The organism is Flagellimonas sp. B-3, assembly GCF_056857835.1.
This window is the reverse complement of sequence record NZ_JBSXNW010000022.1, coordinates 205,780-229,334: the sequence shown is the minus strand read 5'-3', so window position 1 is coordinate 229,334 and position 23,555 is coordinate 205,780. Positions and strand designations below refer to the sequence as shown.

The 23,555-nt window shown below is 41.1% G+C and carries 24 protein-coding genes; 13 read left to right on the top strand and 11 right to left on the bottom strand.

Features of this window, described 5'->3' with window-relative positions:
* The first annotated feature begins 1 nt into the window (after position 1).
* Positions 2–550 carry a hypothetical protein gene (locus AC13CS_RS11045; protein ID WP_293167545.1) on the top strand — a complete coding sequence of 183 codons (549 nt, stop codon included), beginning with the start codon at positions 2–4 and terminating at the stop codon, positions 548–550.
* A gap of 10 nt (positions 551–560) precedes the next feature.
* Here the strand turns inward: AC13CS_RS11045 and AC13CS_RS11040 are convergent, their stop codons facing one another.
* Positions 561–983: a winged helix-turn-helix transcriptional regulator gene (locus tag AC13CS_RS11040; protein ID WP_293167547.1), complete on the bottom strand. Its 423-nt coding sequence runs from the start codon at positions 981–983 to the stop codon at positions 561–563.
* A gap of 97 nt (positions 984–1,080) precedes the next feature.
* Between AC13CS_RS11040 and AC13CS_RS11035 the strand changes: the two genes are divergently transcribed.
* Entirely contained in the window at positions 1,081–1,920 is an 840-nt protein-coding gene (locus AC13CS_RS11035; RefSeq protein WP_293167549.1) for an alpha/beta fold hydrolase, read from the top strand.
* Positions 1,921–1,953: 33 nt separating this feature from the next.
* A complete protein-coding gene (locus tag AC13CS_RS11030; RefSeq protein ID WP_293167550.1) occupies positions 1,954–2,376 on the top strand; it encodes a VOC family protein in 423 nt (140 codons plus the stop codon).
* A 1-nt stretch (position 2,377) separates the two neighbouring features.
* Here the strand turns inward: AC13CS_RS11030 and AC13CS_RS11025 are convergent, their stop codons facing one another.
* A complete protein-coding gene (locus AC13CS_RS11025; protein ID WP_293167551.1) occupies positions 2,378–3,004 on the bottom strand; it encodes a DUF2306 domain-containing protein in 627 nt (208 codons plus the stop codon).
* Positions 3,005–3,324: 320 nt separating this feature from the next.
* Here AC13CS_RS11025 and AC13CS_RS11020 point away from each other — a divergent pair, with 320 nt between their 5' ends.
* Positions 3,325–3,465: a hypothetical protein gene (locus AC13CS_RS11020; RefSeq protein WP_293167553.1), complete on the top strand. Its 141-nt coding sequence runs from the start codon at positions 3,325–3,327 to the stop codon at positions 3,463–3,465.
* A gap of 5 nt (positions 3,466–3,470) precedes the next feature.
* Here AC13CS_RS11020 and folD read toward each other — a convergent pair whose 3' ends face one another.
* The 3 genes from folD to AC13CS_RS11005 form a co-directional block, all read right to left on the bottom strand.
* The gene (gene folD / locus AC13CS_RS11015; RefSeq protein WP_293167555.1) at positions 3,471–4,349 is read right to left on the bottom strand and encodes a bifunctional methylenetetrahydrofolate dehydrogenase/methenyltetrahydrofolate cyclohydrolase FolD; all 879 of its coding nucleotides are present in this window, start codon (positions 4,347–4,349) and stop codon (positions 3,471–3,473) included.
* Between the two features lie 111 nt (positions 4,350–4,460).
* Positions 4,461–5,789 carry a signal recognition particle protein gene (ffh, locus tag AC13CS_RS11010; RefSeq protein WP_293167557.1) on the bottom strand — a complete coding sequence of 443 codons (1,329 nt, stop codon included), beginning with the start codon at positions 5,787–5,789 and terminating at the stop codon, positions 4,461–4,463.
* 107 nt (positions 5,790–5,896) lie between these two features.
* The gene (locus tag AC13CS_RS11005; protein ID WP_293167559.1) at positions 5,897–7,657 is read right to left on the bottom strand and encodes a hypothetical protein; all 1,761 of its coding nucleotides are present in this window, start codon (positions 7,655–7,657) and stop codon (positions 5,897–5,899) included.
* A 113-nt stretch (positions 7,658–7,770) separates the two neighbouring features.
* Here AC13CS_RS11005 and AC13CS_RS11000 point away from each other — a divergent pair, with 113 nt between their 5' ends.
* The 4 genes from AC13CS_RS11000 (at position 7,771) to AC13CS_RS10985 (ending at position 12,403) form a co-directional block, all read left to right on the top strand.
* A complete protein-coding gene (locus AC13CS_RS11000) occupies positions 7,771–8,271 on the top strand; it encodes a sigma-70 family RNA polymerase sigma factor (RefSeq protein ID WP_293167561.1) in 501 nt (166 codons plus the stop codon).
* A gap of 223 nt (positions 8,272–8,494) precedes the next feature.
* Positions 8,495–9,409: a FecR family protein gene (locus AC13CS_RS10995; protein ID WP_293167563.1), complete on the top strand. Its 915-nt coding sequence runs from the start codon at positions 8,495–8,497 to the stop codon at positions 9,407–9,409.
* Positions 9,387–11,954, top strand: coding sequence for a carboxypeptidase-like regulatory domain-containing protein (locus tag AC13CS_RS10990; RefSeq protein WP_293167565.1), 2,568 nt, complete (start codon positions 9,387–9,389; stop codon positions 11,952–11,954). The genes AC13CS_RS10995 and AC13CS_RS10990 overlap by 23 nt, the downstream gene beginning before the upstream one ends.
* A gap of 89 nt (positions 11,955–12,043) precedes the next feature.
* Entirely contained in the window at positions 12,044–12,403 is a 360-nt protein-coding gene (locus tag AC13CS_RS10985; RefSeq protein ID WP_293167567.1) for a DUF559 domain-containing protein, read from the top strand.
* Between the two features lie 67 nt (positions 12,404–12,470).
* Here AC13CS_RS10985 and argS read toward each other — a convergent pair whose 3' ends face one another.
* Positions 12,471–14,249 (bottom strand): arginine--tRNA ligase, encoded by a 1,779-nt coding sequence (gene argS, locus AC13CS_RS10980; RefSeq protein ID WP_293167569.1) that lies wholly within the window; start codon positions 14,247–14,249, stop codon positions 12,471–12,473.
* A 94-nt stretch (positions 14,250–14,343) separates the two neighbouring features.
* Between argS and AC13CS_RS10975 the strand changes: the two genes are divergently transcribed.
* The 4 genes from AC13CS_RS10975 to AC13CS_RS10960 all read left to right on the top strand — a co-directional run bounded on the left by AC13CS_RS10975 (position 14,344) and on the right by AC13CS_RS10960 (position 18,516).
* Positions 14,344–14,769, top strand: a complete 426-nt coding sequence (locus tag AC13CS_RS10975) for a hypothetical protein (protein ID WP_293167571.1) — start codon at positions 14,344–14,346, stop codon at positions 14,767–14,769.
* On the top strand, positions 14,766–16,190 hold the full coding sequence (locus AC13CS_RS10970; protein ID WP_293167573.1) for an SDR family oxidoreductase: 1,425 nt from the start codon (positions 14,766–14,768) through the stop codon (positions 16,188–16,190). The genes AC13CS_RS10975 and AC13CS_RS10970 overlap by 4 nt, the downstream gene beginning before the upstream one ends.
* Positions 16,191–16,684: 494 nt before the next feature.
* The gene (locus AC13CS_RS10965; protein ID WP_293167575.1) at positions 16,685–18,199 is read left to right on the top strand and encodes a peptidase associated/transthyretin-like domain-containing protein; all 1,515 of its coding nucleotides are present in this window, start codon (positions 16,685–16,687) and stop codon (positions 18,197–18,199) included.
* Positions 18,200–18,330: 131 nt separating this feature from the next.
* Positions 18,331–18,516, top strand: coding sequence for a hypothetical protein (locus AC13CS_RS10960; protein ID WP_293167577.1), 186 nt, complete (start codon positions 18,331–18,333; stop codon positions 18,514–18,516).
* A gap of 217 nt (positions 18,517–18,733) precedes the next feature.
* Here AC13CS_RS10960 and AC13CS_RS10955 read toward each other — a convergent pair whose 3' ends face one another.
* The 5 genes from AC13CS_RS10955 to AC13CS_RS10935 form a co-directional block, all read right to left on the bottom strand.
* Positions 18,734–20,092: an FAD-dependent oxidoreductase gene (locus AC13CS_RS10955; RefSeq protein ID WP_293167579.1), complete on the bottom strand. Its 1,359-nt coding sequence runs from the start codon at positions 20,090–20,092 to the stop codon at positions 18,734–18,736.
* Between the two features lie 277 nt (positions 20,093–20,369).
* A complete protein-coding gene (locus AC13CS_RS10950) occupies positions 20,370–20,918 on the bottom strand; it encodes a ClpP family protease (RefSeq protein WP_163625126.1) in 549 nt (182 codons plus the stop codon).
* 76 nt (positions 20,919–20,994) lie between these two features.
* Entirely contained in the window at positions 20,995–21,822 is an 828-nt protein-coding gene (locus AC13CS_RS10945; RefSeq protein WP_293167582.1) for a mechanosensitive ion channel family protein, read from the bottom strand.
* Positions 21,823–21,848: 26 nt separating this feature from the next.
* Positions 21,849–22,040 (bottom strand): hypothetical protein, encoded by a 192-nt coding sequence (locus tag AC13CS_RS10940; RefSeq protein ID WP_293167584.1) that lies wholly within the window; start codon positions 22,038–22,040, stop codon positions 21,849–21,851.
* Positions 22,041–22,670, bottom strand: a complete 630-nt coding sequence (locus tag AC13CS_RS10935) for an RNA polymerase sigma factor (protein WP_293167586.1) — start codon at positions 22,668–22,670, stop codon at positions 22,041–22,043.
* Between the two features lie 86 nt (positions 22,671–22,756).
* On the opposite strand from AC13CS_RS10935, the gene AC13CS_RS10930 reads away from it, so the two are divergent.
* The gene (locus AC13CS_RS10930) at positions 22,757–23,446 is read left to right on the top strand and encodes a hypothetical protein (protein ID WP_293167588.1); all 690 of its coding nucleotides are present in this window, start codon (positions 22,757–22,759) and stop codon (positions 23,444–23,446) included.
* Positions 23,447–23,555 lie beyond the last annotated feature (109 nt).

Below are 23,555 nucleotides of genomic sequence, written 5' to 3'. Positions count from 1 at the left end.
TATGAAAAAGACAAGCCGAGCAATTGCCCTGTTTTTCGGGGTTGCATTAATTCATTCTTGCCAAAAAGATACCACATTCTTGATTACGGAAACCAGTGTTGGCCCTTTGACCCAGACCACCAAGGTCGGTGAATTGGAAAGCACCTTTGTAAAAGATTCCGTTGTTGGAGACACAGCCCGAATCAACTTGGGTACATCCGCCAAAAAAATCGAAGTGTTTGAAAAAGGGGGCAAACATCTTCTGACCCTGACCCCAAATGCTGATAGCATTCCTACTGTTCAGAATGTTAGAATATTGGATTCCAGATATGTATCAGAAAAAGGAATTGGGCTTCAAAGCACTTTTAAGGATATCCAGAACAAATACGATATCAAAAAAATTGTGACGACCTTAAACAGTATTGTGGTTTTTCCAAAAGGTAGCAATCTTTATTTTACCATTGACAAGGAAGAGTTGCCTGAGAGTTTACGCTACTCAACTTCGGATATTGAAGCGGTACAAATACCGGACAATGCCAAAATTAAATATTTGATGTTGGGATGGGAATAGTTCAACCGGGTTAAAGCAAGCCGAATTTTTCGCGATTGGCCAAAACCTTTGGGCTGTTATCGTGCATCCATTCGGCCAACTCCAGAAGTTTTTCCACATAAGACTGTCCAAAATCCGTAAGACTGTACTCTACACGGATAGGCACTTCCGCATACGCCTTACGAGCAATGTAACCGTCCGCCTCAAGAACTTTTAAGCGCTGGCTCAATACCTTATTGGATATTCCGTAGACGTATTTCTTGAGTTTGTTGAACCGGAGTAAAGGAAAATATCCAAGCCAAAGAAGAATCAATATACTCCATTGGTCAGAAGCTACGGACATTACATCGCGAACCGGGCATAATTCGGGCGGGTTCTTGTAATCTATATGTCCAAACATTTTTTCTAATTTTTTTACCGTCCTAATTTTCTGATTATCAGCAATAGTTTCCATTTACACACTTAGTTTTCAATCCGTCACTTCTTTTGTTTTCTAAAATGAATATGTACTTTTAGTATCAAATTAAGAGTAAGTTACAAAAAGTAACCTTATGAAAAAACTGCTCAATAAAATACTTCCATTGGCCTACGGGCAATACTATAATGCGTATACGCTAGTTGCACCCCAAAAAGCAGCCGATAGTGCTTTTCATTTGTTTTGCACAGTCAGAAAAGGGAGGGTTAGACCGGAACAAGCAGCCTATTTGGACGGAGCCAAACTGGCCATTGAAGAGGTTGCCGAGCATAAAATACAATCGTATCATTGGCCTGGGAACAAAGAAACCGTTTTGTTGGTCCATGGTTGGGAGAGCAACACCTTTAGATGGCGCAACCTTATCAAAAAACTTAGGGAGGCCGATTTTAACATTATTGCTTTTGATGCTCCTTCGCATGGCTATTCTTCCGGAAAGCACTTGTATGTGCCTTTGTATGAGGAAGCTGTAAACTATATGGTGACAAAGTACAATCCAAAACACCTGATTGGACATTCGGTGGGAGGTATGACCATTATTTACAACCAATATAAAAATCCAAGTACCCATGTTGAAAAAATGGTCACCATTGGTTCTCCATCGGAATTCTACGAGATTATGGAGCACTTTCAAGATTTATTAAAGTTCAATAATAGGGTGATGAAACATTTGGATAAGTACATATACAACCGCTTCGGATTCCGGATTGATGAGTTTTCCACTTCCAAATTTGCACAATCCATCAGCAAAAAAGGGTTGTTGTTTCATGATAGGCATGACAACATTACACCTTACCATGCATCGGTTGCAGTAAATAAAAATTGGAAAGACAGTACGTTGGTAAGTACCGAGGGCTTGGGACATTCCATGCACCAAGACGATGTGAACGACCAAATCATATCTTTTTTGGAAGCTTGATAAAGTTGTCCTAATTTTCAGAAAAAATAAACCATGCAAAAAATACCCCCTTTTCATGTTGCCGTTCCGGTACACAATTTGGATGAATGTAGAATTTTTTACCGCGATGTGCTCGGGTGTGAAGAAGGTAGAAGTGCCGAACAATGGGTAGACTTTAACTTTTTTGGGCATCAATTCGTGATTCATTATAAGCCAAAGTCCGAAGAAGACACGCACACCAACCCCGTTGATGGCAAAAATGTACCCGTGCCCCATTATGGTGTGGTTTTGCCATGGGATACCTTTCAAACATTTTCCAAAACGTTAATAGAAAAGGGTATCGATTTTGTAATTGAACCTTACATTCGGTTTAAAGGGGAGCCCGGGGAACAGGCGACCATGTTCTTTTTAGACCCTGCCGGAAATGCTTTGGAATTCAAGGCTTTTAAGGATATGGGGCAATTGTTTGCCAAGTAGATCAAACAAGGGTCAGGCCTTTTTTCTTTACCCAAAGTTGGGCAAAAACCATATTGGGCACCCAACAAAGCCAGGCAACTATTTTGTAGGCCAGCAAAAACTCTCCAAAAATAATAGTTAGTAAGGGCAACCAAATACGTAAGGTAACTGCAGCAAAACAAGCCGCGTAGCTGTAGATCATTAAACCTTGATGCAGGGAAAGGTCTTTGTTTTTTACTGCAATATAGGCCCGTAGGGTAGTAAAGAGCCAAATCAACCCAAGACTTATAAACCCCAAGGATGAAACAATGCCGCCCGTGGCGAAAAAACCAAGGTATACACCGCACAATCCACTTATCAAAGCGGATAACACATATACTTTCCCAATATTTCTATGCCATTTTAGGTGTTTGGACCTCCACTTTTTGACAAACTGAGACCAACCCACCAACAGAGCCAAGCTTCCAAAACTGATATGGCCGTAAAAGGCTGTTTTCCAAAGTGTACTTGCCAATAGTTCATTGGATTTGTTCATTAAAAGTCCAAAATCCTCGGTCGCGAATATATAAATCAGTGGGTAGAGACCTATTCCAATGGCCAAAAACACAAAAACCACCCAAGCTACTTTGTTTCTAACTGTTTGAGCCATAAAACCTTGTTTAGCTGAGTTCGATTGTTAATGAAAAGAAATCAGAGTTTTAACTCCAAAGTGTCAGGTCGAGCGTAGTCGAGACCTATTTAACAGCTCGAAAATTTAAAAGACTTCTCGACTGCACTCGAAGTAACATAGTATTCACCTGTATAAAGCACTGATTTTCAATATGCTTAATTTCATAACAATAATCGAACTCAGGTTTATTCACCAAGAAGTAAGTTATCGATATTTTGGATATAAAAACAAGAATATTGATGGCAATTCGTTATAAGTGTACTGATTAGGGTCTTAAGCCAAACCCAAATCGTACTATTATGAAGACAATTTTACTCCTGATTACCCTTATTTTTTCTGCCATGGCGGTATCCAGTTGCACCAATGACGAAGGTGAGACCGAATTTGAATTTTTGACCCCCGAAGAAGAGCAAAAGGCTGAGCAAGAAAACGCAGACTAAGGTTTTTACACGTTGTGACGCTCACGGGCCAACAAGGTGTTCTTGAGCAACATGGCAATGGTCATAGGTCCTACCCCTCCAGGAACAGGTGTAATGTACGATGCTTTCTTACTTACATTTTCAAAATCCACATCGCCAGTGATGTAATATCCTTTTTCCTTGGTTTCATCAGGTACGCGGGTAATCCCCACATCAATGATGGTGACTCCATCCTTGACCATATCCGCCTTTAAAAACTTTGGAACTCCCAATGCAGAAATCACAATATCCGCCTGAAGCGTTAATTCCTTTAAGTTTTTGGTTCTACTGTGCGCCAAGGTCACGGTAGAGTTTCCCGGATTCCCCTTTTGGCTCATTAAAATACTGATAGGCCTGCCCACAATATGGCTCCTACCGATAACCACCGTGTGTTTTCCTTCGGTTTCTACTTTATAGCGCTTTAACAATTCCATAATACCAAACGGCGTGGCTGAAATAAAGGTTTCCATATCCAAGGCCATTTTCCCAAAATTGGTGGGGTGAAATCCATCCACATCCTTATCGGGGTCAACGGCCATCAATACTTTTTCCTCATCAATATGTTTGGGCAAGGGCAATTGAACAATGTAACCATCAATGGCGGGGTCGTTGTTCAATTGGTGTACTTGCTTTAGCAAATCTTCTTCTGTGGTCTCCTCGGGAAGATGGATCAATGTGGATTCGAACCCTATTTTTTTACAGGAACGCACCTTGCTGCCCACATAGGTTAGACTGGCTCCATCGTTACCAACCAAAACGGCTGCCAAGTGGGGAACTTTTTCGCCCCGTTCTTTCATTTGAGCCACCTCAACGGTGATTTCTTCTTTAATCTGGTTCGATACTTTTTTTCCGTCAAGGATTTCCATAGTGATTCTTAAGGTTTTGGCAATTATTCAACGGGCTTCCGACTTCCGACTTCCGACTTCCGACTTCTGACTTCTGACTTCTGACTTCCGACTTCCGACTTCCTAATAAAATTATTTCATATTCTGCATCATCTGCATCATCTTTTTGCCTCCGCCGCCTTGCATCATCTTCATCATCTTGCTCATTTGATTGAACTGTTTTAGCAATTGGTTTACTTCTTGAATGGATGTTCCACTACCGGCAGCTATGCGCTTTTTACGGCTTGCATTCAATTTGGCAGGTGTAGATCTTTCCTCGGGGGTCATGGAGTGGATAATGGCCTCAATGTGTTTAAAGGCATCATCATCAATATCCAATCCTTTCAAGGCTTTTCCTGCACCAGGAATCATTCCCATGAGGTCCTTCATGTTCCCCATTTTCTTGATTTGCTGAATTTGGCTCAAGAAATCATCAAACCCGAATTTATTTTTGGCAATTTTCTTTTGAATCTTACGTGCTTGCTCTTCATCAAACTGCTCTTGGGCACGCTCCACCAAGGATACCACGTCTCCCATACCAAGGATACGGTCGGCCATTCGGGATGGGTGGAACACATCAATGGCCTCCATTTTCTCGCCCGTACCAATAAATTTGATAGGCTTATCGACCACGGATTTAATGGAAATGGCGGCACCACCTCGGGTATCACCATCGAGTTTGGTTAGGATTACCCCGTCAAAATTCAGTACATCGTTAAATGCCTTTGCAGTGTTTACCGCATCTTGCCCCGTCATGGAGTCTACCACAAACAAGGTTTCCTGCGGCTTTACGGCTTTGTGGATGTTGGAGATTTCATTCATCATCTGCTCATCCACAGCCAAACGACCCGCGGTATCAATAATCACTACATTGCACCCTGTACTTTTTGCATGGGCAATACCTGCCTTGGCAATGGCAACAGGATCGTTGTTGCCCCGATCGGAATATACCTCTACCCCTATTTGGTCACCTACTACATGTAACTGGTCTATCGCTGCTGGACGGTAGACATCGCAGGCTACCAAAAGTGGCTTTTTGGTTCTTTTGTTTTTGAGGAAATTGGCAAGTTTACCGGAAAAGGTGGTTTTACCAGAACCTTGCAGACCGGACATCAAGATTACAGAAGGGTTACCTGAGAGGTCTATACCTTCTGCTTCGCCCCCCATAAGCTCGGTAAGCTCATCTTTAACCAATTTTACCATGAGCTGGCCAGGTTGAAGGGAGGACAATACATTTTGGCCTAGCGCCTTCTCTTTGACCGTATTGGTAAATTCCTTGGCAATCTTAAAGTTAACGTCGGCATCCAACAAGGCCCTTCGCACTTCCTTAAGGGTCTCTGCAACATTGATTTCAGTAATCTGACCATGCCCTTTAAGGACGTGGAGTGCCTTGTCTAATTTTTCGCTTAAATTATCGAACATGTGTTCTTTGTTTTAAAGGAGGGACAAATTTAAGAATAATATAAAGAAAAAGGACGGCTTTGGGGCTAGCCGTCCTTCTTTTGGAAAAAAAAGATTGGGGAAAAATTCTATGGTTTCTCGAACACCAAGGTATCCAAAGAATCATCATCGCTTTCATCAGTAAGTTCAATTCGTGTGGAAGTGATAGAGACCACCTTCCAATCATTGGTCAACCCTACAAGATCATCTCCTGTATCAAAATTAATATAGAGCTTCAAACCTTCTTCCGAATCTCTCAGCACCCTCCAAAGACCATTGGCCACAGGGTCTGCATTGATCAATACTTCCATCTGGTGCATCGTCGAGAAGTTAAACTCCATTCCTGTGTAAGAAGTTGTCAGTTGTATTTCTCCTTCTTGGTACAGGGCGATATTCCAAGGTCCGTCCATGATCATACTTCTAATTTCGGCAACATCGCCATCATCCTCACTATCATCACATACTTGCAGAAGTACCATTTCATTGTCTGAGTCATCAATATTAAATTTAAATCGGCTATCCGTAAGCTCACTGATGGGCCACTCATAACTCACCTCTGGTTCATCTTCCAAAGTAATCATAAGGGATAATTCCAATTGACTATTGAGTCCGATGTCCCAACTACCTTGTGAGACATTTACACCATTGCCAAGGGTAACTGTTCCTCCTGCCTTAAACTGGAATTCATATCCAAGAAGCCTTTTGACCTCATTCCCTTGGTTTATTATCTTTTTTACGATCCATTCACATTCTTGCAACATTGAAATCAAGGTTTCCCTATCTACTTCGGACGGCTCCGCATCACAACGTTCTTTGAGTATTATTTTGTTACCATTGTCCTTATAAAGTTTTATAAGATCATCGTCCAATTCATACACATACCAATCCAAAGTAAAGTCGGCAACAGCTTCAAAATCAATACTCAAGAGTACACCGTTTTCCGCCATGGCAGTAGTCCATGTTCCAGTTATGCTGGTAGTTGCACTGGCAAGTACCACTGTCCCATCTTGGGAAAAGGTCATCAATTGTTCAAAATATTGTTCTGTGTTATCGACTTCATCGCGGATTACTTGTCTAACTTCCAGAGGACAGGCCAACAAAAGATCATTAAGTTCCTCTAAAGTGAAATCATCATCGTTATAATCATTATCATCGTCCTCATCACATTCATTTTTGGATGTTTCCAGTGCTGCGGCAAGTTCCGCATTGCTCCCGACCGTAATTTGGGTGCCATCATGTTTTTTTAGAGTAACGGGGAACTGTATGCTAATCAATTCATTGTCGCCAAGTTCATCAAAAAACCTCCTCATACCTAGGTCGTTCTTTATCTCTACCTGATCGGATTGTTGGTTATCCACACCAAAAGTGAACAAGGTAATTGGGTAAACAAAGTCGATACACTCTATATCGTCATCGTCGCCCCCTTCAATACACTCACGGGCCATTTTTTCAAGCTCACCATAGTTTTTAATGCTTATCTCTGTAAAATCGGAAAGGGTAACTGTAATGGGAAAAGCAATGTCCAAAACGTCGTTGTCGTCGTCCAATCCATCAAAAATTTCTTCAACAATTTCAAGGTCACTTTTAGAATCGATTGTCACATCAACCCCATTTACATTCACTGTATAAGGAAATTGTATGGCAAAACAACTGGCTCCATCGACAATGTTGTCGAAAGAACCATCATAAGAAGATGTTTTTTTAATTAATATGGCCGTTGTAGAATTGGCCGCAATGGCTTGTCCCTCTCCACCTGGGTCAATCTCTTCGTATTCTTCCTGACAAGAGGACAAACTTAAAACAAGTACAACCAGTACTGTGCGCAACAAGTTGTCAATCAACTTTTTCATAACTTTTGAATTTTGGGGTTATAATTCAATCTTAAAACAACCCTTCTTAAAAAAACCCTACTTTTTCTTAAAAATTTTCAAATATATTTGAACCGATAAACAAACCCCCATCCATGAGCAACGTATGCGAAGACCATGTTTTCAGCAAAGTTTTTAAGACCCACTCCAAAACGGTCTTCAATTATATCTTTTACAAATTTGGGAATGAGGAAAAGGCTCACGACGCCGTTCAGGAAGCATTTGTAAAATTATGGCAAAACTGTGCAAAGGTAAGTCCGGAAAAAGCAAAATCCTACGTTTACACCATTGCCAATAATCTATATTTAAATGTAATCAAGGCAGAAAAGGTTAGATTAAAACATGCTGACAGCCTTGTTAAGGACAGAACAAATGAGTCTCCAGAATTTTTGATGGAGGAAAAAGAATACAAGGAAAAATTGGACAATGCCCTAAATGCTTTGCCCGAAAACCAAAGAACTACTTTTTTGCTCAACCGGATTGATGGTAAAAAATATGCGGAAATCGCAGAAATTGAGGGAGTAAGCATAAAAGCCATTGAAAAAAGGATGCATTTGGCGCTGAAGAGTTTACGTGAACAAATTGATGGCATTTAAAGTAGAAAAGATAGACGATAGAAAAGAGACAGGAGATATTGACCCTGATCTTGGAAGCACGAAGTCAGATGTCAGTTCGCGGTAAGCAGTTGACAGTAGCCCCAGTCTTTGTCGTTTGGCCCTGATCCACGGATCTATGCTCTTGAACTTGAACTTGAACTTGAACTTGAAAGGTAGGGTATTTTAAAAGGTAGTTGTTATTATAACGTAAAGCATAAAACCCATGCAAGAAAATTATTTGGCAAAATGGCTCAGTGGAGAGCTTTCGGAAGAGGAACTTAGGGAGTTCAAAAATTCCCAAGAGTTTGCCTCGTATCAAAAGCTCAAGGATGCTTCAAGCAACTTAAAGGCCCCCGATTTTGACACGGAAAAAGCCTTACAACGCTTGAAAAAAGAGCATATTGACAATGTACCAAAGGTGATTTCCTTGAATCCTTTCAAGAAATTCCTGAGAGTCGCTGCCGTTATTGCCATACTCCTCGCCGGTTCTTATTTTTATGTAAACACCTTAAACGAAAAAGTTGCCACGGATTACGCTGAGCGTTCCGAGCTTATGCTGCCCGATAATTCCGAAATCTTTTTGAACGCAGATTCACAAGTGTCCTTCAATAAAAAGAATTGGGACAATAAAAGAAATGTTGATTTAAAAGGAGAAGCTTTCTTTAAAGTTGCCAAAGGAAAAAAATTCACGGTTTCCACCAAACACGGAACGGTTGCCGTTTTGGGCACACAATTTAATGTGGAAAATAGAAAAGGTTTTTTTGAGGTGACTTGCTACGAAGGTTTGGTAAGCGTTAACTACAACAACAAAGAAACCAAGTTGTCCGCCGGAACTTCTTTCTTGATGATCAACGGCAAAATTGTTGACGTTGGGACACCCAATGGCACGCTACCATCTTGGATGAACAATGAAAGTAGCTTTGAGAGCATACCCCTAAAATATGTTTTTGCCGAGCTTGAAAGACAGTTCAATGTAAAGGTATCCTCAAAAAATATTGATGAAAATCTCTTATTTACAGGTTCTTTCAACAACACAGACCTAAATATGGCGTTAAAAAGTATAAGTACCCCCTCCAAAACACGTTACAAAATAGACGGAGACAACGTACTTTTTTATGCTGGGAACACACAACAATAAGCATTTAGGCCTCGTCCTTGTTTTTTTGCTTTTCATACTCTGCGCCGCTAATGCGCAGGAAAGGCAGCAATCCCCCATTGGCCTTATTTCCTATATAAAAACGTTGGAAAACCGTTTTAACATCAAGTTTTCCTATCTCAATGAAGATTTGGAAGGACTCGCCATTTCTATTCCTGAAAACCTCGACACACTGGAAGGAATTCTACAATACATTGAAGATAAATTTCGTGTAGAAACAAAAAAACTCAATGAACGGTACTATACCCTTACCAAAGAAAACCGCGTAAACCTTTGTGGTGTAGTACTGGATAATTTTGAAGAAAACACGGTAATAGGTGCAACCGTAGAGGTGTTGGGAACCAATATTGCCAAAATTACCGACAACAATGGCCGCTTTACCATGGAAAACATCCCCCGTGATGCCTCACTCAAAATTCGCTACTTGGGCTACATTACCAAATATGTAAAGGTCGAAACCCTATTGCAGCAAGGTGGATGCCCTAAAATACTATTGGCACAGCATTACGAACAATTGGATGAAGTGTTCGTCTACAAATACCTTACCTCTGGAATCATAAAGGAAAAAGATGCCAGTATTACTCTGAAAACTGACGAATTTGGCATCCTTCCAGGATTGATAGAACCGGACATCCTCCAAACCGTACAAGCCCTTCCCGGCATTAAAAGCATTGACGAAACGGTATCGGACATTAATGTAAGGGGAGGAACCAACGACCAAAACCTAGTACTTTGGAACGGCATCAAAATGTATCAGTCCGGACATTTTTTTGGTTTGATATCCGCTTTTAACCCCTATCAAACAGATAAGGTGACCATATACAAAAATGGAACCCCGGCAAATTTCGGGGACGGTGTAAGCAGCGTTATTCAAATGGAAACTGGGAATACAATCTCCGATAGATGGAAGGGAGGCGGAGGATTTAACCTGATAAGCGGAGACGTTTATGGAGAGATTCCAGTGACCAACAAACTCGGCATTCAATTTTCGGCCAGGCGTTCAACAACCGATTTCCTGAGCACGCCCACCTACAAACAATTTTTCAATAGGGCCTTCCAAGATAGCGAGATTACGCTTCAAAACAACAATACTGTAGATGAAGAATTTATCCGAGATGAAGACTTTTTCTTTTACGACTTTTCCGGAAAAATCCTGTACAACCTCAACCCGGACCATAAAATCAGGCTGAGTGCCATACGTATCAAAAACAATCTAAAATATGAAGAAACCAATGTCTCCGCAGATGAGACCAACACCAGTTTATTAAAACAGGATAATATTTCCGTAGGCGGTCAATTACAGAGTACTTGGACCGACCGTTTTTCTTCCCATCTCAACATATATTATTCTAGGTACAATCTGGATGCACAGAATATTTTCGCCAACCAGGTACAGCAATTGTTCCAAAACAATCAAGTAACGGAAAACGCCATAAAACTTAACACAAAATATATCCTTACCGATGAATTCAGTTGGAACAACGGCTACCAATATATAGAAACAGGTATTATCAATGCCACTGAAATCAACCAGCCTAACTTTTATAGCAAAGTAAAAGGCGTTATAAGGACCCACGCCCCTTTTTCTCAAATCAATTATAATTCACCAGAAAACAAATTCATTGGAAAAATCGGTGCCCGCTTTAACTTTATTGAGAACCTGGACACCTTCAAAAAGTTTTTGATCGAACCAAGGATCAATCTGAATTTTAAGTTGGCCAATTATGTAAGAGCCGAAATTTTGGGTGAGTTTAAAAGCCAGACCACCAACCAGATCATAGATTTGGAACAAAACTTTTTAGGTATTGAAAAGCGACGGTGGATTCTGTCCAACGATAACACACTTCCTGTTACCAAAAGCAAGCAAGGTTCCGTTGGCATTAATTACGAAAAAAACAATTTTTACGTTGGGGTTGAAGGCTTTTACAAAAATGTGGACGGAATAAGCACCAGTACACAAGGATTCCAGAACCCACATCAGTTTTCGGGTGAAATTGGGAGTTACGATGTTAAAGGAGCTGAGCTGCTCATCAACAAAAAAGGAGACAATTACAGTACATGGTTGAGCTATGCTTACAATAAAAATGATTACACTTTTGATTCGATTGTACCACAGTCGTTTCCCAACAATTTGGACATAAGGCACACGGTTACCTTTGCAAGTACCTACAACTACAAAGACTTGAAATTAAGCATTGGACTAAACTATAGAACGGGAAAACCATTTACAGAGCCTGTTGAAGGCGAAGAAGGTTTGGACCAAGATTTTTTTCCGCCCAGAATCAATTACCAAGCCCCGAACAATAGTCGGTTGCCAGAATATTTTAGGGCGGATGCCTCGGCTATCTATAATTTTCAGTTAAGCAGAAGCATTCGTGCCAATGCGGGACTCTCCATCCTAAATTTTACGAATAGAAAAAATACGCTCAACAAATATTACCGAGTAAACGCGGATGATGAAATTGAGACCGTGGAAAACGTTTCACTGGGCATTACACCCAATGTAAGTTTTAGGGTGAGTTTTTAAATTTTGTAGATTTATCCCATCAATCTCCCGATTCAGCAAGTCTGAATCTCCCCTCTTTGCAAAGAGGGGAGCTATTAAAAGAGAGATTGATGAAAAAAAGAATCCATAATCGCAAAGAATTAGAACATTTCCGAAAAAAGTTGAGAAAGAACTTAACCCCTGCCGAAGCCTTTCTGTGGCGACATCTAAAAGCTAAAAAATTACAGGGAAGGCGTTTCAACCGTCAGCATAGCATCAAAAACTATATTGTAGATTTTTATTGTGCATCTGAAAAGCTGGTGATTGAATTGGATGGAGCTGTTCATAATACACCTCAAGCACAAGAATACGATGCAAAACGTACTAAGGTTTTGAATGAATTAGGTTTTACCGTAGTCCGCTTTGAGAATAAAATGGTATTTGAAAATTTGGAATCCGTACTCTCGGAAATTTCAGAACATTTTAAATAATCCCACAGGCTTCTCCCTTTAAAAAGGGAGATGTGTTTTGACATTAAGTCAAAACACAGAGGGATTATTACATCCGCTCAGGAACATTAATACCCAATAAGCGGAACGCTGACCGAATCACCTCGCCCACTTTTTGCGACAACTGTACCCTAAAGTTTTTCTTTTGCTCATCGGTTTCACCTAAAATGGACACTTGTTGATAAAAGGAATTGAACTCCTTAACCAAGTCATAAGTATAATTGGCAATCAAGGCAGGACTATAGTTTTCCGCTGCCAACTGCACCGTTTCAGGAAACAATTGGATTTGCTTCAACAACTCCTTCTCCTTTTCGTGCAATTCCATTGTAATGTCGAGCGTAGTCGAGACATTGAAATCCGCATTGCGCAAAATAGACTGAATTCTAGCGTACGTATACTGGATAAACGGCCCTGTGTTCCCTTGGAAATCCACCGACTCCTCTGGATTAAAAAGGATACGCTTTTTAGGGTCTACCTTTAAAATATAGTATTTAAGAGCACCCAAACCTATGGTTCGGTACAATTGCTTTTTTTCTTCTTTGGAATAGCCATCCAACTTGCCCAATTCTTCAGAAATGGATTCAGCGGTATCTTCCATATTTTTGATAAGGTCGTCCGCATCCACTACGGTACCTTCCCTACTCTTCATTTTGCCGCTGGGCAAATCCACCATTCCATAACTCAAATGGAACAACTGCTCCGCCCAAGAATAACCAAGCTTCTTCAGGATAAGGAACAGCACCTTAAAGTGATAATCCTGTTCGTTACCCACCGTGTACACCATTCCGTTAATGTCTGGATGGTCCGTTACCCGTTGGATGGCCGTACCGATGTCTTGAGTCATATACACTGCCGTGCCGTCGGAACGCAGTACAATTTTTTCATCCAATCCCTCCTCGGTCAGGTCTATCCAAACACTGCCATCTTCCTTTTTAAAGAAAACACCGCGTTCCAATCCATCTTTCACCACATCACGACCTAGCAAATAGGTATCGCTCTCGTAGTAAAGGGTATCAAAATCAACGCCTAAGTTTTTGTAGGTGATATCGAAACCATCGTACACCCAACCGTTCATTTTTTTCCAAAGTGCCACAACATCATCATCTCCAGCTTCCCATTTACGAAGCATTTCTTGGGCCTCCAATAAAATTGGCGCCTCCTTTTTAGCCTTTTCTTTGGGTGTGCCCGATTCGACCAATTCGGTAATCTGTTCTTTGTAAGCTTTATCAAAAGCTACATAATATTTTCCAACCAAGTGATCCCCTTTTAAACCGGAAGATTCGGGAGTTTCACCTTCACCAAATTTTTGCCAGGCCAACATACTTTTACAAATATGGATGCCACGGTCGTTGATAATCTGGGTTTTGTAGACCTTTTTGCCCGAAGCCTTTAAGATTTCTGCTACTGAATATCCCAAAAGATTATTACGAATGTGCCCCAAGTGCAACGGCTTATTGGTATTTGGGGATGAATATTCCACCATCACGGCATCATCGGACTGTGATTTTACGTAACCAAAATCAGTTTCAGTAAGAATACTATTGAAAAAATTCAGGTAGTAGCTATCAGCAATAACTATGTTTAAAAAGCCTTGCACCACATTGCATTTCAATACTTCATCAACATTCTCAACTAGGTACTCCCCTATCTTAGTTCCAATCTGAACCGGATTCCCTTTCACAAGGCGCAACATGGGGAACACCACCACGGTAATGTCTCCCTCAAAATCCTTTCGGGTAGGTTGAAATTCCACCGTGGGCAAGTCAACTTGGTACAGTTGTTTTACCGCCTCGATTACTTTTTGGGTCAAATCGTTCTGCAAACTCATCTATAAAGGCTTTTCAGGGCGCAAAACTACGCAATTTTTGGGCTTTTCCCACACCCTTACCAAATGGTCCGCTGTAATTTGATTAATTTTAAATATGCTATTGAACGTCTCCTACTCCAACAAAGACATAACCAAAAAAATTGACGAAGCCATAGGCAAACCCATCCCTATAAAAGAGCGCTTTGCCATGGGCGGGATTGGTTCGCCAAAACTGTTCATTACCGAAGCTAGCTTGGATATATACAATCTACTCGTTCTTGATAACAGTACTAATAGCTGTAACATTGAAATTCGTCCGAACGGCATCATTGTTCGGTTCCGTGCCCGTTTAGAGACCTACGGGCTTATCATCCCCTACTACAAATTGAACGTGTACAAAGGTGACATCGGAATCTATTCCATTTATATGGACCATTACTTCATCAAAGTAAAGTCGGATACCAAAGCTATTCAGCGATTCTTCCGTAAATTGATGGACCATCGTGCGGATAACCTACCCACCAATTTAGAAGACCTATGAAAATATTGCTGACAGGGGCCAATGGGTACATTGGAATGCGCATATTGCCCAAACTTTTGGATATGGGCCATAGCGTAGTTTGTGCCGTTCGGGATGAAAAACGGCTATCGGTCGATGCTAAAATCCGCTCAAAAATTGATATTATCGAGATTGATTTTTTGGACGACCCCGAAAAACAGCAGGTACCCAAGGATATTGATGCCGCCTACTACTTGATACATTCCATGACCTCCTCCGTTACCGATTTTGATGAAAAAGAGGCGCAAGCGGCCAAAAACTTCAACACCATTTTGGAGAACACCCAATGCCAACAGGTTATCTACCTCAGCGGCATCGTGAACGACAAGGAACTCTCCAAACACCTCAGTTCCAGAAAAAATGTGGAAAAAATTCTTTACAAAGGCCCGTTTGATGTTACAGTGCTACGTGCAGGAATCATAGTAGGCTCCGGAAGTTCCTCTTTTGAGATTATTCGTGATCTCTGCGAAAAACTGCCCGTGATGATTACCCCTAAATGGGTACTTACCAAAACGCAGCCGATTGCCATTCGCGATGTGATTCAGTTCCTTACCGAAGTGTTGGGCAACAAAGAAACGTACGGTCAATCCTTTGATATTGGCGGACCTGATATTCTTACCTATAAAGATATGTTGCACGGCTATGCCAAAGTGCGTGGGTTTAAAAACTGGATTTTCACGGTTCCCGTAATGACCCCAAAACTATCCTCTTACTGGCTCTATTTTGTGACATCGACCTCTTACAAATTGGCTACAAACCTAGTGGATAGCATGAAAATGGAGGTTGTGGCCCAAGACAATCGCTTGCAAGAAATGTTGGGAATTGAAACTCACACTTACGAAGAGGCTATCGACTTGGCCTTCAAAAAAATTGAACAAAACCTCGTAATCAGCAGTTGGAAAGACAGCATTGCCAGCGGACAAATCAAGGAAGACCTCGAAAACTATATCCAAGTACCCAAGTACGGTGTGCTGCGGGACAAAAAATCCATTCGTATTAAGGATGAGGATGCCGTTTTGGAAAATGTTTGGCGTATCGGTGGGGAAAACGGTTGGTATTATGGTAATTGGTTGTGGAAAATCCGTGGGTTTTTGGACAAGCTAGTAGGTGGACCGGGACTACGACGTGGAAGAACCCATCCCGATAAAATTTTTCCTGGTGATGCACTGGATTTTTGGCGAGTGCTTCTGGCCGACAAAAAAAGCAAACGATTGCTGCTTTTTGCCGAAATGCGGACCCCAGGTGAAGCTTGGTTGGAGTTTAAGATAGAGGACGGAGTGCTTTACCAAACCGCAACCTTCCGACCTAAAGGCTTATTGGGGCGATTGTACTGGTATTCCGTACTGCCCTTCCATCTTTTTATTTTTGGGAATATGATAAAAAATATCGCTAAATCTCAATAATCATACCGTTAAAATTTAGGATGTCATTCCGTGCGATTGCTGGGCGAAGTCGAAGTACGACACGGAATCTAGTTATTCCCGATGAGATGCTAAAACCAGTTCAGCATGACGAAAAAGTCATTTCGAAATGAGATGCGAAGCAGCGATTGAGAAATCTCAGCTACTCCCTCGGATTTCTCAAATTCGTTCGAAATGACATCCAGAACATTTGTGATAATTCGTGTGATTCCTGCTTGCAGTAGGCAGACGTGTCAAAAAAAACCAAAAAAATTGCTCCGCTCAATCTGTCACAGCTCTAAATAATACGTACTCGCCCTTCCCACCTTGCACTAACTCCTAACTCCTAACTCCTAAGCTGTTAAAATACTATTAAGCCACGTGTGCGATTCCATTTTTCTTCGCACTTTGTCACAAATTTCCTTAAGGTTCGTCTAAACAACAGGCAACCTTTCCTCCCCAAAAGGAGTCTTACTAATGTAACCATACATAAAACTATGTCCGTTAAAAAAACTCTTCTCCTTACCGTATTCACCGTTTTGGTGGGTTTTCCCCTAGTTGCGCAGACCGTGAGTTCCCGTTTGGTGGATGCCAAGACCCAAAAAGGGATTCCATACGCCACCATCCAGTATGGGGAACACCAAGGTACAATTACTAACGAGGAAGGTCGCTTTAGTTTTGTGTTGAAAGAGGGCTCCACCCTGCACGATTCCATCTATGTAACCTCTATGGGGTACGAGAAAAAAGGCTTCACTCTGGGGCAAATGCAAGACAGCTTGGTGGCTTTAAATGCAAAAGCTATTGAACTGAGCGGAGTTTATGTTTTTGACAAGGAACTGGAAGTAGATGACATCATTGAAAAAATGATAGAGAACATACCCCAAAATGTGAACAAAAACCCTGTAAAACAACGGTTTTTCCTTCGGAAATCAGAACTGGCCAATATGCACAAGGTGGATTTTGGCTTTGAAAAATCATCTATAAAAGAACTGAACAAAGAATTGATGGACAGCATTGCTAGATCCGTTCCAAAAAATGCATCCCACTATACTGAGAGTTTCGGCGACCTTTACAAAACAAACACGGATTACAAAATCAACATCATTAAAGCGGCCGACCTATACGACAAAAGGGAGGTGGGTTCTTTTGAGGACTTGGCCGAGCACATGGAGGAAATCTTCAAACAGAATGTAAAACCTGGCTCCTACCTAAAAATCAAATCCGGCATTTTTAGCGAAAAAATACAAGTGGATTCCATTTTGGACACCATGGATGATGAACGGATAGATCAAGTAAAAAAGGTAAAGGCCCAAGTAAAAAAAGATAGCGTTTCGGGCTTGGTGGACAGCCAACGTTGGCAGTTTAAGGAACTATTGAGCCAACTGTACTATAAAGAAGACACCAAACTGGACTTCGTGGACAAAACCCGCAGATACGAGTTTAAATTAGCGGGTTATGCCGATATTGGCAACGATGGGGTTTACGTAGTGGACTTTTGGCCCAAACGAAGTAGTGCTGATTTTAAAGGGCGCCTTTATATAAATATTGAGGACTTTGCCGTAATGCGACTGGATTTTGCGAACACTCAGCGTCTGCGGAACTTTAGACTATTGGGCATTACCTACCGCGAAACGGTATACAAAGGCACCATGCGTTTTGCCAAATTGCCCAATGGCAAGTACGACCTTCAGTTTATGGATTTGTCCGATGGTAAATATTTTGGGGTGGACCGCCCCCTAAAAGTGGTGGAAAAGAATAAACATGTAAAGGGTCGCCGCAAGCAAAACGAACTGAAGCTGAACATTGATTTTCGTATGAACATGACCAACAAATGGGAACTGGTGGTGTTTAACCAAGACGACATTTCCGAAAACGAGTTTAAAACCTTTACCGAAGACAAAACGGTTCGAGCTACGTACATGCCCCGATACAAGCCCGAATTTTGGAAAGGATATACCATTATGGAACCCAACCAAGCCATCCGCGGGTTTACGGTTGAGGAGGAGGACTAGTTATGAGTTTCTAGTTCACATCACAAATTTGTAATAAAGGGACTTCCAAAGCTTGGCTGATGCGATTTTCTTTTCTACTTGTCATTTATGACATGTACCAGGTGCGGTAAAAGGCTTTTCTTGTTCTTGATATGGAAAAAGACAAGTTATTTAACGAATGGATCATAGACCATTACGGCTCTCCTGAAAAACTGGCCCAAATTTTAGAGTTAGGGATTTTTATGTTGTTCTTTTTAGAACAAGACACCTTCTCCCGAAGGGAGGTGCAGGATGTTGCAGAAGCAATCAGGGGGATTATGGCTGGGTTGAGGGAGTGAGATGCAAAGCATCAATGGAGAAATCTCAGCTAACCACAGATTTCTCACATCCGTTCGAAATGACAAAAGAAAATTAGTGCAATTCCTGCTCCGGCAGGCGGGCGTGTCAAACTACTACTTAAAAAAATATCTCGACTGCCCTGCCCGTCCGGCAGGCGGGCGCTCGATATGACAATCAATAAAGAGAGAGATTTTTCGCTATGCTCAAAATGACAAATTAGGGTGCTTTATTATCTGTCAAGAGTTCCAAGATTTTGTCTTCCACTTCCTTGGAATCCCACTTTTCTTCAATATTGGGAAGTTGCATTACTTGCTGCATAATTTCTTCCTGCATATCACCTATGGCGAGAGCTTCGGCATAGGGCCTATCAGAAAAAGTAACGCGGCTATACACTGGTACCCACTTCTCCGGATGCTTGGTGGCAAAATGTTTTTCAATCTTCTTTTGCAACAAAAATTTTGGGTCTGCTGTTTTACTGCTCATTTCCACAAAGTTTCTGTAACTCAGTTCGGCAATTGCATCGGCATTGGGTTTCCGTTCTTCTTGATATTCGGAAAAGATGGCCTCCCAATCATCCCCATGTTTCTCCATTAACTGATTGAGCACGTAGATATCCTCAAAACCGGCATTCATGCCCTGTCCGTAAAATGGCACGATGGCATGGGCGGAATCGCCTACCAAGGCCACTTTGTTCCAATACGTCCAAGGATAGCATTTCATGGTGACCATGGCACTGGTCGGGTTATTGAAAAAATCTTTGGTCAAATCCTCAATTTCTTTACGAACATTGGGAAAGTATTTTTTAAAAAATTCACGGGCCTGATTTTCGGTCTCGATACTTTTAAAAGAGACTTCCCCTTCAAAAGGCAAAAACAGGGTACAGGTAAAACTGCCATCAATATTGGGCATGGCGATGAGCATAAACTCACCTCTTGGCCAAATATGGAACGAGCTATTGTCCAACTTATGGGTACCATCCTCATTGGCAGGTATGGTAAGCTCTTTGTAGCCTACATCAATAAAGTTCTGGGAATAGTTAAACCTACTTTGGCGCTGCATTTTGTGGCGTACCCTTGAAAAGGCTCCATCACAACCAAAAATCAGGTCAAAATTATACGCTTTCCATTCGCTTTTTTCGGTTTCTCCTGTATAGATTCTAGCTTCGGGCAAATCAACATCCCAAACTTTTTCATTAAATCGGAACGAGGCACCCTCACCTTCAGCCAAATCAATCATCCGTTTGTTGAGAATTCCCCGTGAAATAGACCAAATAGCCTCCCCGTCTTTCCCATATTTCTGAAAATAGACCGGTTTATCGTTCACATGCATTGCACGTTTATCGAGCGGAATGGCTATTTCCTTGATTTTTTTCCCAATGCCCACTTCATCCAGAGAGCGCCATCCCCTATTGCTCATTGCAAGGTTAATGGAACGCCCGGAGAACTTGATGGTCCTTATATCCGGTCTTCTATCGAATACAGTAACTGTATGCCCACTTCTTCGTAAATAAATTGCTAAAAGGGAACCCACCAATCCGGAACCGATGATGGCTATATTTTTTGGAGTCTGTGCCATAGATGCCCAATGGGCGAATTCTGATTAAGCGGCTAAAATACGGAATTTTAATTTTTTATGTTCACGCATTCCCCTTCCAAATCTCCTTACTACGCAGGTTTTGCACTTTCCTGTAAAGATATAGTTTGGAGTGTTAAGAATTTTTAACATAAGCGTGTAAACCTTGGCTCCAAATGTTACCGTATATATATAAAATATTCCGCTTCGGCGCCTATATATAAAAAGTCCTTCACAAACAATTGCGAAGGACTTTTCACTTTTATGGAATTGATTTATCCTATTTTAGGATTTCATCCACAATACCGTATTCCACAGATTCTTCTGCTCCCATCCAATAATCGCGATCAAAATCTTTCATGACTTTTTCAAAAGGTTGTCCGCAGTTTTCCGATAAAATTTTGGCACCAAGTTCTTTTGTTTTTATGATTTCCTTGGCCTGAATCTCGATATTCGAAGCCTGTCCCCTTGCTCCACCGCTAGGTTGGTGGATCATGACACGGGCATGTGGCTGAATAAATCTCCTGCCTTTTTTCCCTACCGATAAAAGTATGGATCCCATAGAGGCGGCCAAACCGGAACAAACCGTGGATACTGGGCTTTTTATCTGTTTAATGGTATCATAAATGGCAAAACCAGAGGTTACATACCCTCCTGGGCTATTGATTATCAATTGAATTTCTTTATTGTTCAGCATATCCAAATAGAGTAACCTATCTATTACGTGCTTCGCAGAATCATCATCTACTTGGCCCCATAAGAACACTTTGCGGTCCTCTAACAGTTTTTCTTGGATCAACTCTTGAACTTTTCCTTTTTTTGAACTCATTTTTTAGGTGTTGTAAGACTTCAAAAATAATCAAATTCCAAGGAAGTTTCCGCACTTGTTCATCACAATACTTGGATTATGATTTTATCTCCACTTTTTGCGACACTACATCTTTGATCGGAATCACAAATTTACTTTTTTGGGTCTCCAAAGTAAGACTGTTATTATCTATGGCCTTAATGGTTCCTTCATCATCACCAATAACTATTTTATCACCCACCATATAAGTTTTTCGTGTGTAAAAAGACCTAAGCAGGTCTGCAACAATTTCTCTGGAACCCAATCCAACACCCAAGGCAAATGCCAAAAGAAAAGACCCCAAGATCAAAGTTATGTTGTTGGTGATTATGGTTGTATCTACCCCAGCTTGATTCAATGCAGTAATTGACATAAATATTACAATCACATAAAAAAACAGGTTACTCACCAGATTGGAACCACCAAATTCGAGGGAATCAAAAAGTCGTTTAATGGTTTTCTTTACAAAGTTACCAATGTAGAACCCTAACATTAGAAGTGCAAGTGCACTAAAGAATCGGGGCAGATAATGTAAAAGATTACCTATTTCCTGGGATATGATCTTCCAATCCAAAATATCGGCCGCCACAATAAGAAAGACCAGGATCAAAAACCACCGAACAAAGCCCAATATTATTTTGGTGAGGTCTATTTTAAGGTCGCTTTTGCCCGTTACGTCCATTCCGTTTATTTTATCGTTCAGTACTTGTATTTTGGCGATTTTGAGGATTTTCCGGAATAGGAACATTACGATCTTAATAACGATCCAACCTAAAAATAAAATAACAATTGCGCCCAAAATTTTAGGAAAGGCCAATGCTATCTCTTTGCCCATGCCCGATAACGAGTCAAGGGTCACATTTTTCCAATCATTAATAGTCTCCATAGTTGATGTTTATTTATAGTGTTCTGTTAGTTGTTTTCGCCCAAGGTTTTGAATAGTTTGCGCAAAGCACCCCCCAAATTGATAGAGAACAATGAAGCCATGTCCATGATCAACTTTGCCGCAGCAATGTCGTTCATCACTTTTTGCTTCATTTCGGGCGGAGCCTCGTGTAGGGAGGCCTCCAGCTCTTTAAATGGGTTTTTATGTTTCTTTGCCATCTATTCCAGGGTATTATAGATTTCCAATAGTCGTTCCTTAGCTCTTTTGAGCCTCATCTTCACCGCACTCTCCCCTATGTCCATTAAACTGACCAGTTCTTTTATGCTGGCGCCATCTTGATATTTCAATAACAAAATGGATTTATCTTCGACCGAGACAAGATCCAAGCACTTTTTGAGTTTATCCGCTTTCATTTCGTATAAACTCTCATCGGGCACTTCTTCGGTAAGCTTATGTTCGGAAACTTCAACCTGTACGGATTGGTCCCGTATTTTTAGTTGCTTGTTCCGATTTACATAGTTCACACAAAAATTATAGGTAAAAGAATACAGCCATGTAGAGAACTTCGATTTCCCTTTAAAGGTTCGAAGTTTGATAAAAAGTTGGAGGAACACATCCTGTGTCAAATCCTCCGCCTCGTCAGCAGATTTTGCAAATCCGTAACATTTGTTATAGACCATTTTCGCATAGCGGTCGTACAATTTCCCGAATAGCATAGGGTCATTGTCCGCCACAATCTGTTTCACTAATTCCTCATCAGAAAGATGCACGTATAAGTCTTCCTTTTCCAAAAACGCTTTGTCGGGGTTACTTACAAGTATTAGAAACAGCTTTTTAAAAAAGGTCACTCCAAAAACAGGTTTATTTGGTCAGGCTTTTTAAAATGGGGCGCAAATTAAAAGATTTTCCTAGTATATTTGATTAAAAACCAGATATGAAGACCCATTACATCGTTGGACTGTTCGCCTTTTTATTGATTTTCTCCTGCAAAACAGATTCCAAAAAACCCGAAGCAACTTCCAGACCCTCCGAAACTGAAAAAACCGTTCCCGAACTAATCGCGGAGGCGCACGGTTTTGACAACTGGAAGGATGTGAAAAAAATCACCTTTACCTTCAACGTAGATAGGGATTCCATGCATTTTGAGCGTAGCTGGCATTGGGAAACCAAAACCAATACGATTACCTCCATCTCCGGAGCAGATACCTTGACTTACGACCGTGCAAACATGGATAGCATTGCCCTAAAAACCAATGGTGGTTTTATTAACGACAGGTACTGGTTGATGGCTCCCTTTAATTTGATGTGGGATGCCAACAACTATACTTTTGAACACTTCCCGGAAGTAACCGCCCCCATTAGTGAGGAGCCCATGCAAAAACTCACCATTGTGTATGCCAACGAAGGTGGTTACACTCCCGGTGATGCCTACGACTTCTATTTTAAGGATGATTATATTGTTCGGGAATGGGCCTATCGCAAATCCAACCAAGAAGAACCCAACTTGGTTTCTACTTGGGAAGATTATGTGGATATGGAAGGCATTAAACTTGCCCAACAACACAACCGCCCCGAAGGTGGCACCAGTCTTTATTTTACGGGGCTTTCGGTGAGGAAGGAATAGAATTCTGGTTGATTTTTGAGTTTAGAAAACTCAAAAAAATATTTTTAAGGTTCGCCCACACATAACTGAACGATGATGTGATGCGTCTTTTATATCCCAATTTGGGGAT

Excerpts from the sequence above, each read along its gene's own strand:
- AC13CS_RS10955 (WP_293167579.1), bottom strand. The coding sequence starts at position 20,092 with ATGGCACAGACTCCAAAAAATATAGCCATCATCGGTTCCGGATTGGTG.
- AC13CS_RS11025 (WP_293167551.1), bottom strand. The coding sequence starts at position 3,004 with ATGGCTCAAACAGTTAGAAACAAAGTAGCTTGGGTGGTTTTTGTGTTT.
- AC13CS_RS11020 (WP_293167553.1), top strand. The coding sequence starts at position 3,325 with ATGAAGACAATTTTACTCCTGATTACCCTTATTTTTTCTGCCATGGCG.
- AC13CS_RS10950 (WP_163625126.1), bottom strand. The coding sequence starts at position 20,918 with ATGAGTTCAAAAAAAGGAAAAGTTCAAGAGTTGATCCAAGAAAAACTG.
- AC13CS_RS10995 (WP_293167563.1), top strand. The coding sequence starts at position 8,495 with ATGCAAGAAAATTATTTGGCAAAATGGCTCAGTGGAGAGCTTTCGGAA.
- AC13CS_RS11045 (WP_293167545.1), top strand. The coding sequence starts at position 2 with ATGAAAAAGACAAGCCGAGCAATTGCCCTGTTTTTCGGGGTTGCATTA.
- ffh (WP_293167557.1), bottom strand. The coding sequence starts at position 5,789 with ATGTTCGATAATTTAAGCGAAAAATTAGACAAGGCACTCCACGTCCTT.
- AC13CS_RS10945 (WP_293167582.1), bottom strand. The coding sequence starts at position 21,822 with ATGGAGACTATTAATGATTGGAAAAATGTGACCCTTGACTCGTTATCG.
- AC13CS_RS11035 (WP_293167549.1), top strand. The coding sequence starts at position 1,081 with ATGAAAAAACTGCTCAATAAAATACTTCCATTGGCCTACGGGCAATAC.
- AC13CS_RS10990 (WP_293167565.1), top strand. The coding sequence starts at position 9,387 with ATGCTGGGAACACACAACAATAAGCATTTAGGCCTCGTCCTTGTTTTT.
- AC13CS_RS10930 (WP_293167588.1), top strand. The coding sequence starts at position 22,757 with ATGAAGACCCATTACATCGTTGGACTGTTCGCCTTTTTATTGATTTTC.
- AC13CS_RS10970 (WP_293167573.1), top strand. The coding sequence starts at position 14,766 with ATGAAAATATTGCTGACAGGGGCCAATGGGTACATTGGAATGCGCATA.
- AC13CS_RS10940 (WP_293167584.1), bottom strand. The coding sequence starts at position 22,040 with ATGGCAAAGAAACATAAAAACCCATTTAAAGAGCTGGAGGCCTCCCTA.
- AC13CS_RS11005 (WP_293167559.1), bottom strand. The coding sequence starts at position 7,657 with ATGAAAAAGTTGATTGACAACTTGTTGCGCACAGTACTGGTTGTACTT.
- AC13CS_RS11000 (WP_293167561.1), top strand. The coding sequence starts at position 7,771 with ATGAGCAACGTATGCGAAGACCATGTTTTCAGCAAAGTTTTTAAGACC.
- AC13CS_RS10985 (WP_293167567.1), top strand. The coding sequence starts at position 12,044 with ATGAAAAAAAGAATCCATAATCGCAAAGAATTAGAACATTTCCGAAAA.
- AC13CS_RS11030 (WP_293167550.1), top strand. The coding sequence starts at position 1,954 with ATGCAAAAAATACCCCCTTTTCATGTTGCCGTTCCGGTACACAATTTG.
- folD (WP_293167555.1), bottom strand. The coding sequence starts at position 4,349 with ATGGAAATCCTTGACGGAAAAAAAGTATCGAACCAGATTAAAGAAGAA.
- AC13CS_RS10965 (WP_293167575.1), top strand. The coding sequence starts at position 16,685 with ATGTCCGTTAAAAAAACTCTTCTCCTTACCGTATTCACCGTTTTGGTG.
- AC13CS_RS10960 (WP_293167577.1), top strand. The coding sequence starts at position 18,331 with ATGGAAAAAGACAAGTTATTTAACGAATGGATCATAGACCATTACGGC.
- argS (WP_293167569.1), bottom strand. The coding sequence starts at position 14,249 with ATGAGTTTGCAGAACGATTTGACCCAAAAAGTAATCGAGGCGGTAAAA.
- AC13CS_RS10975 (WP_293167571.1), top strand. The coding sequence starts at position 14,344 with ATGCTATTGAACGTCTCCTACTCCAACAAAGACATAACCAAAAAAATT.
- AC13CS_RS11040 (WP_293167547.1), bottom strand. The coding sequence starts at position 983 with ATGGAAACTATTGCTGATAATCAGAAAATTAGGACGGTAAAAAAATTA.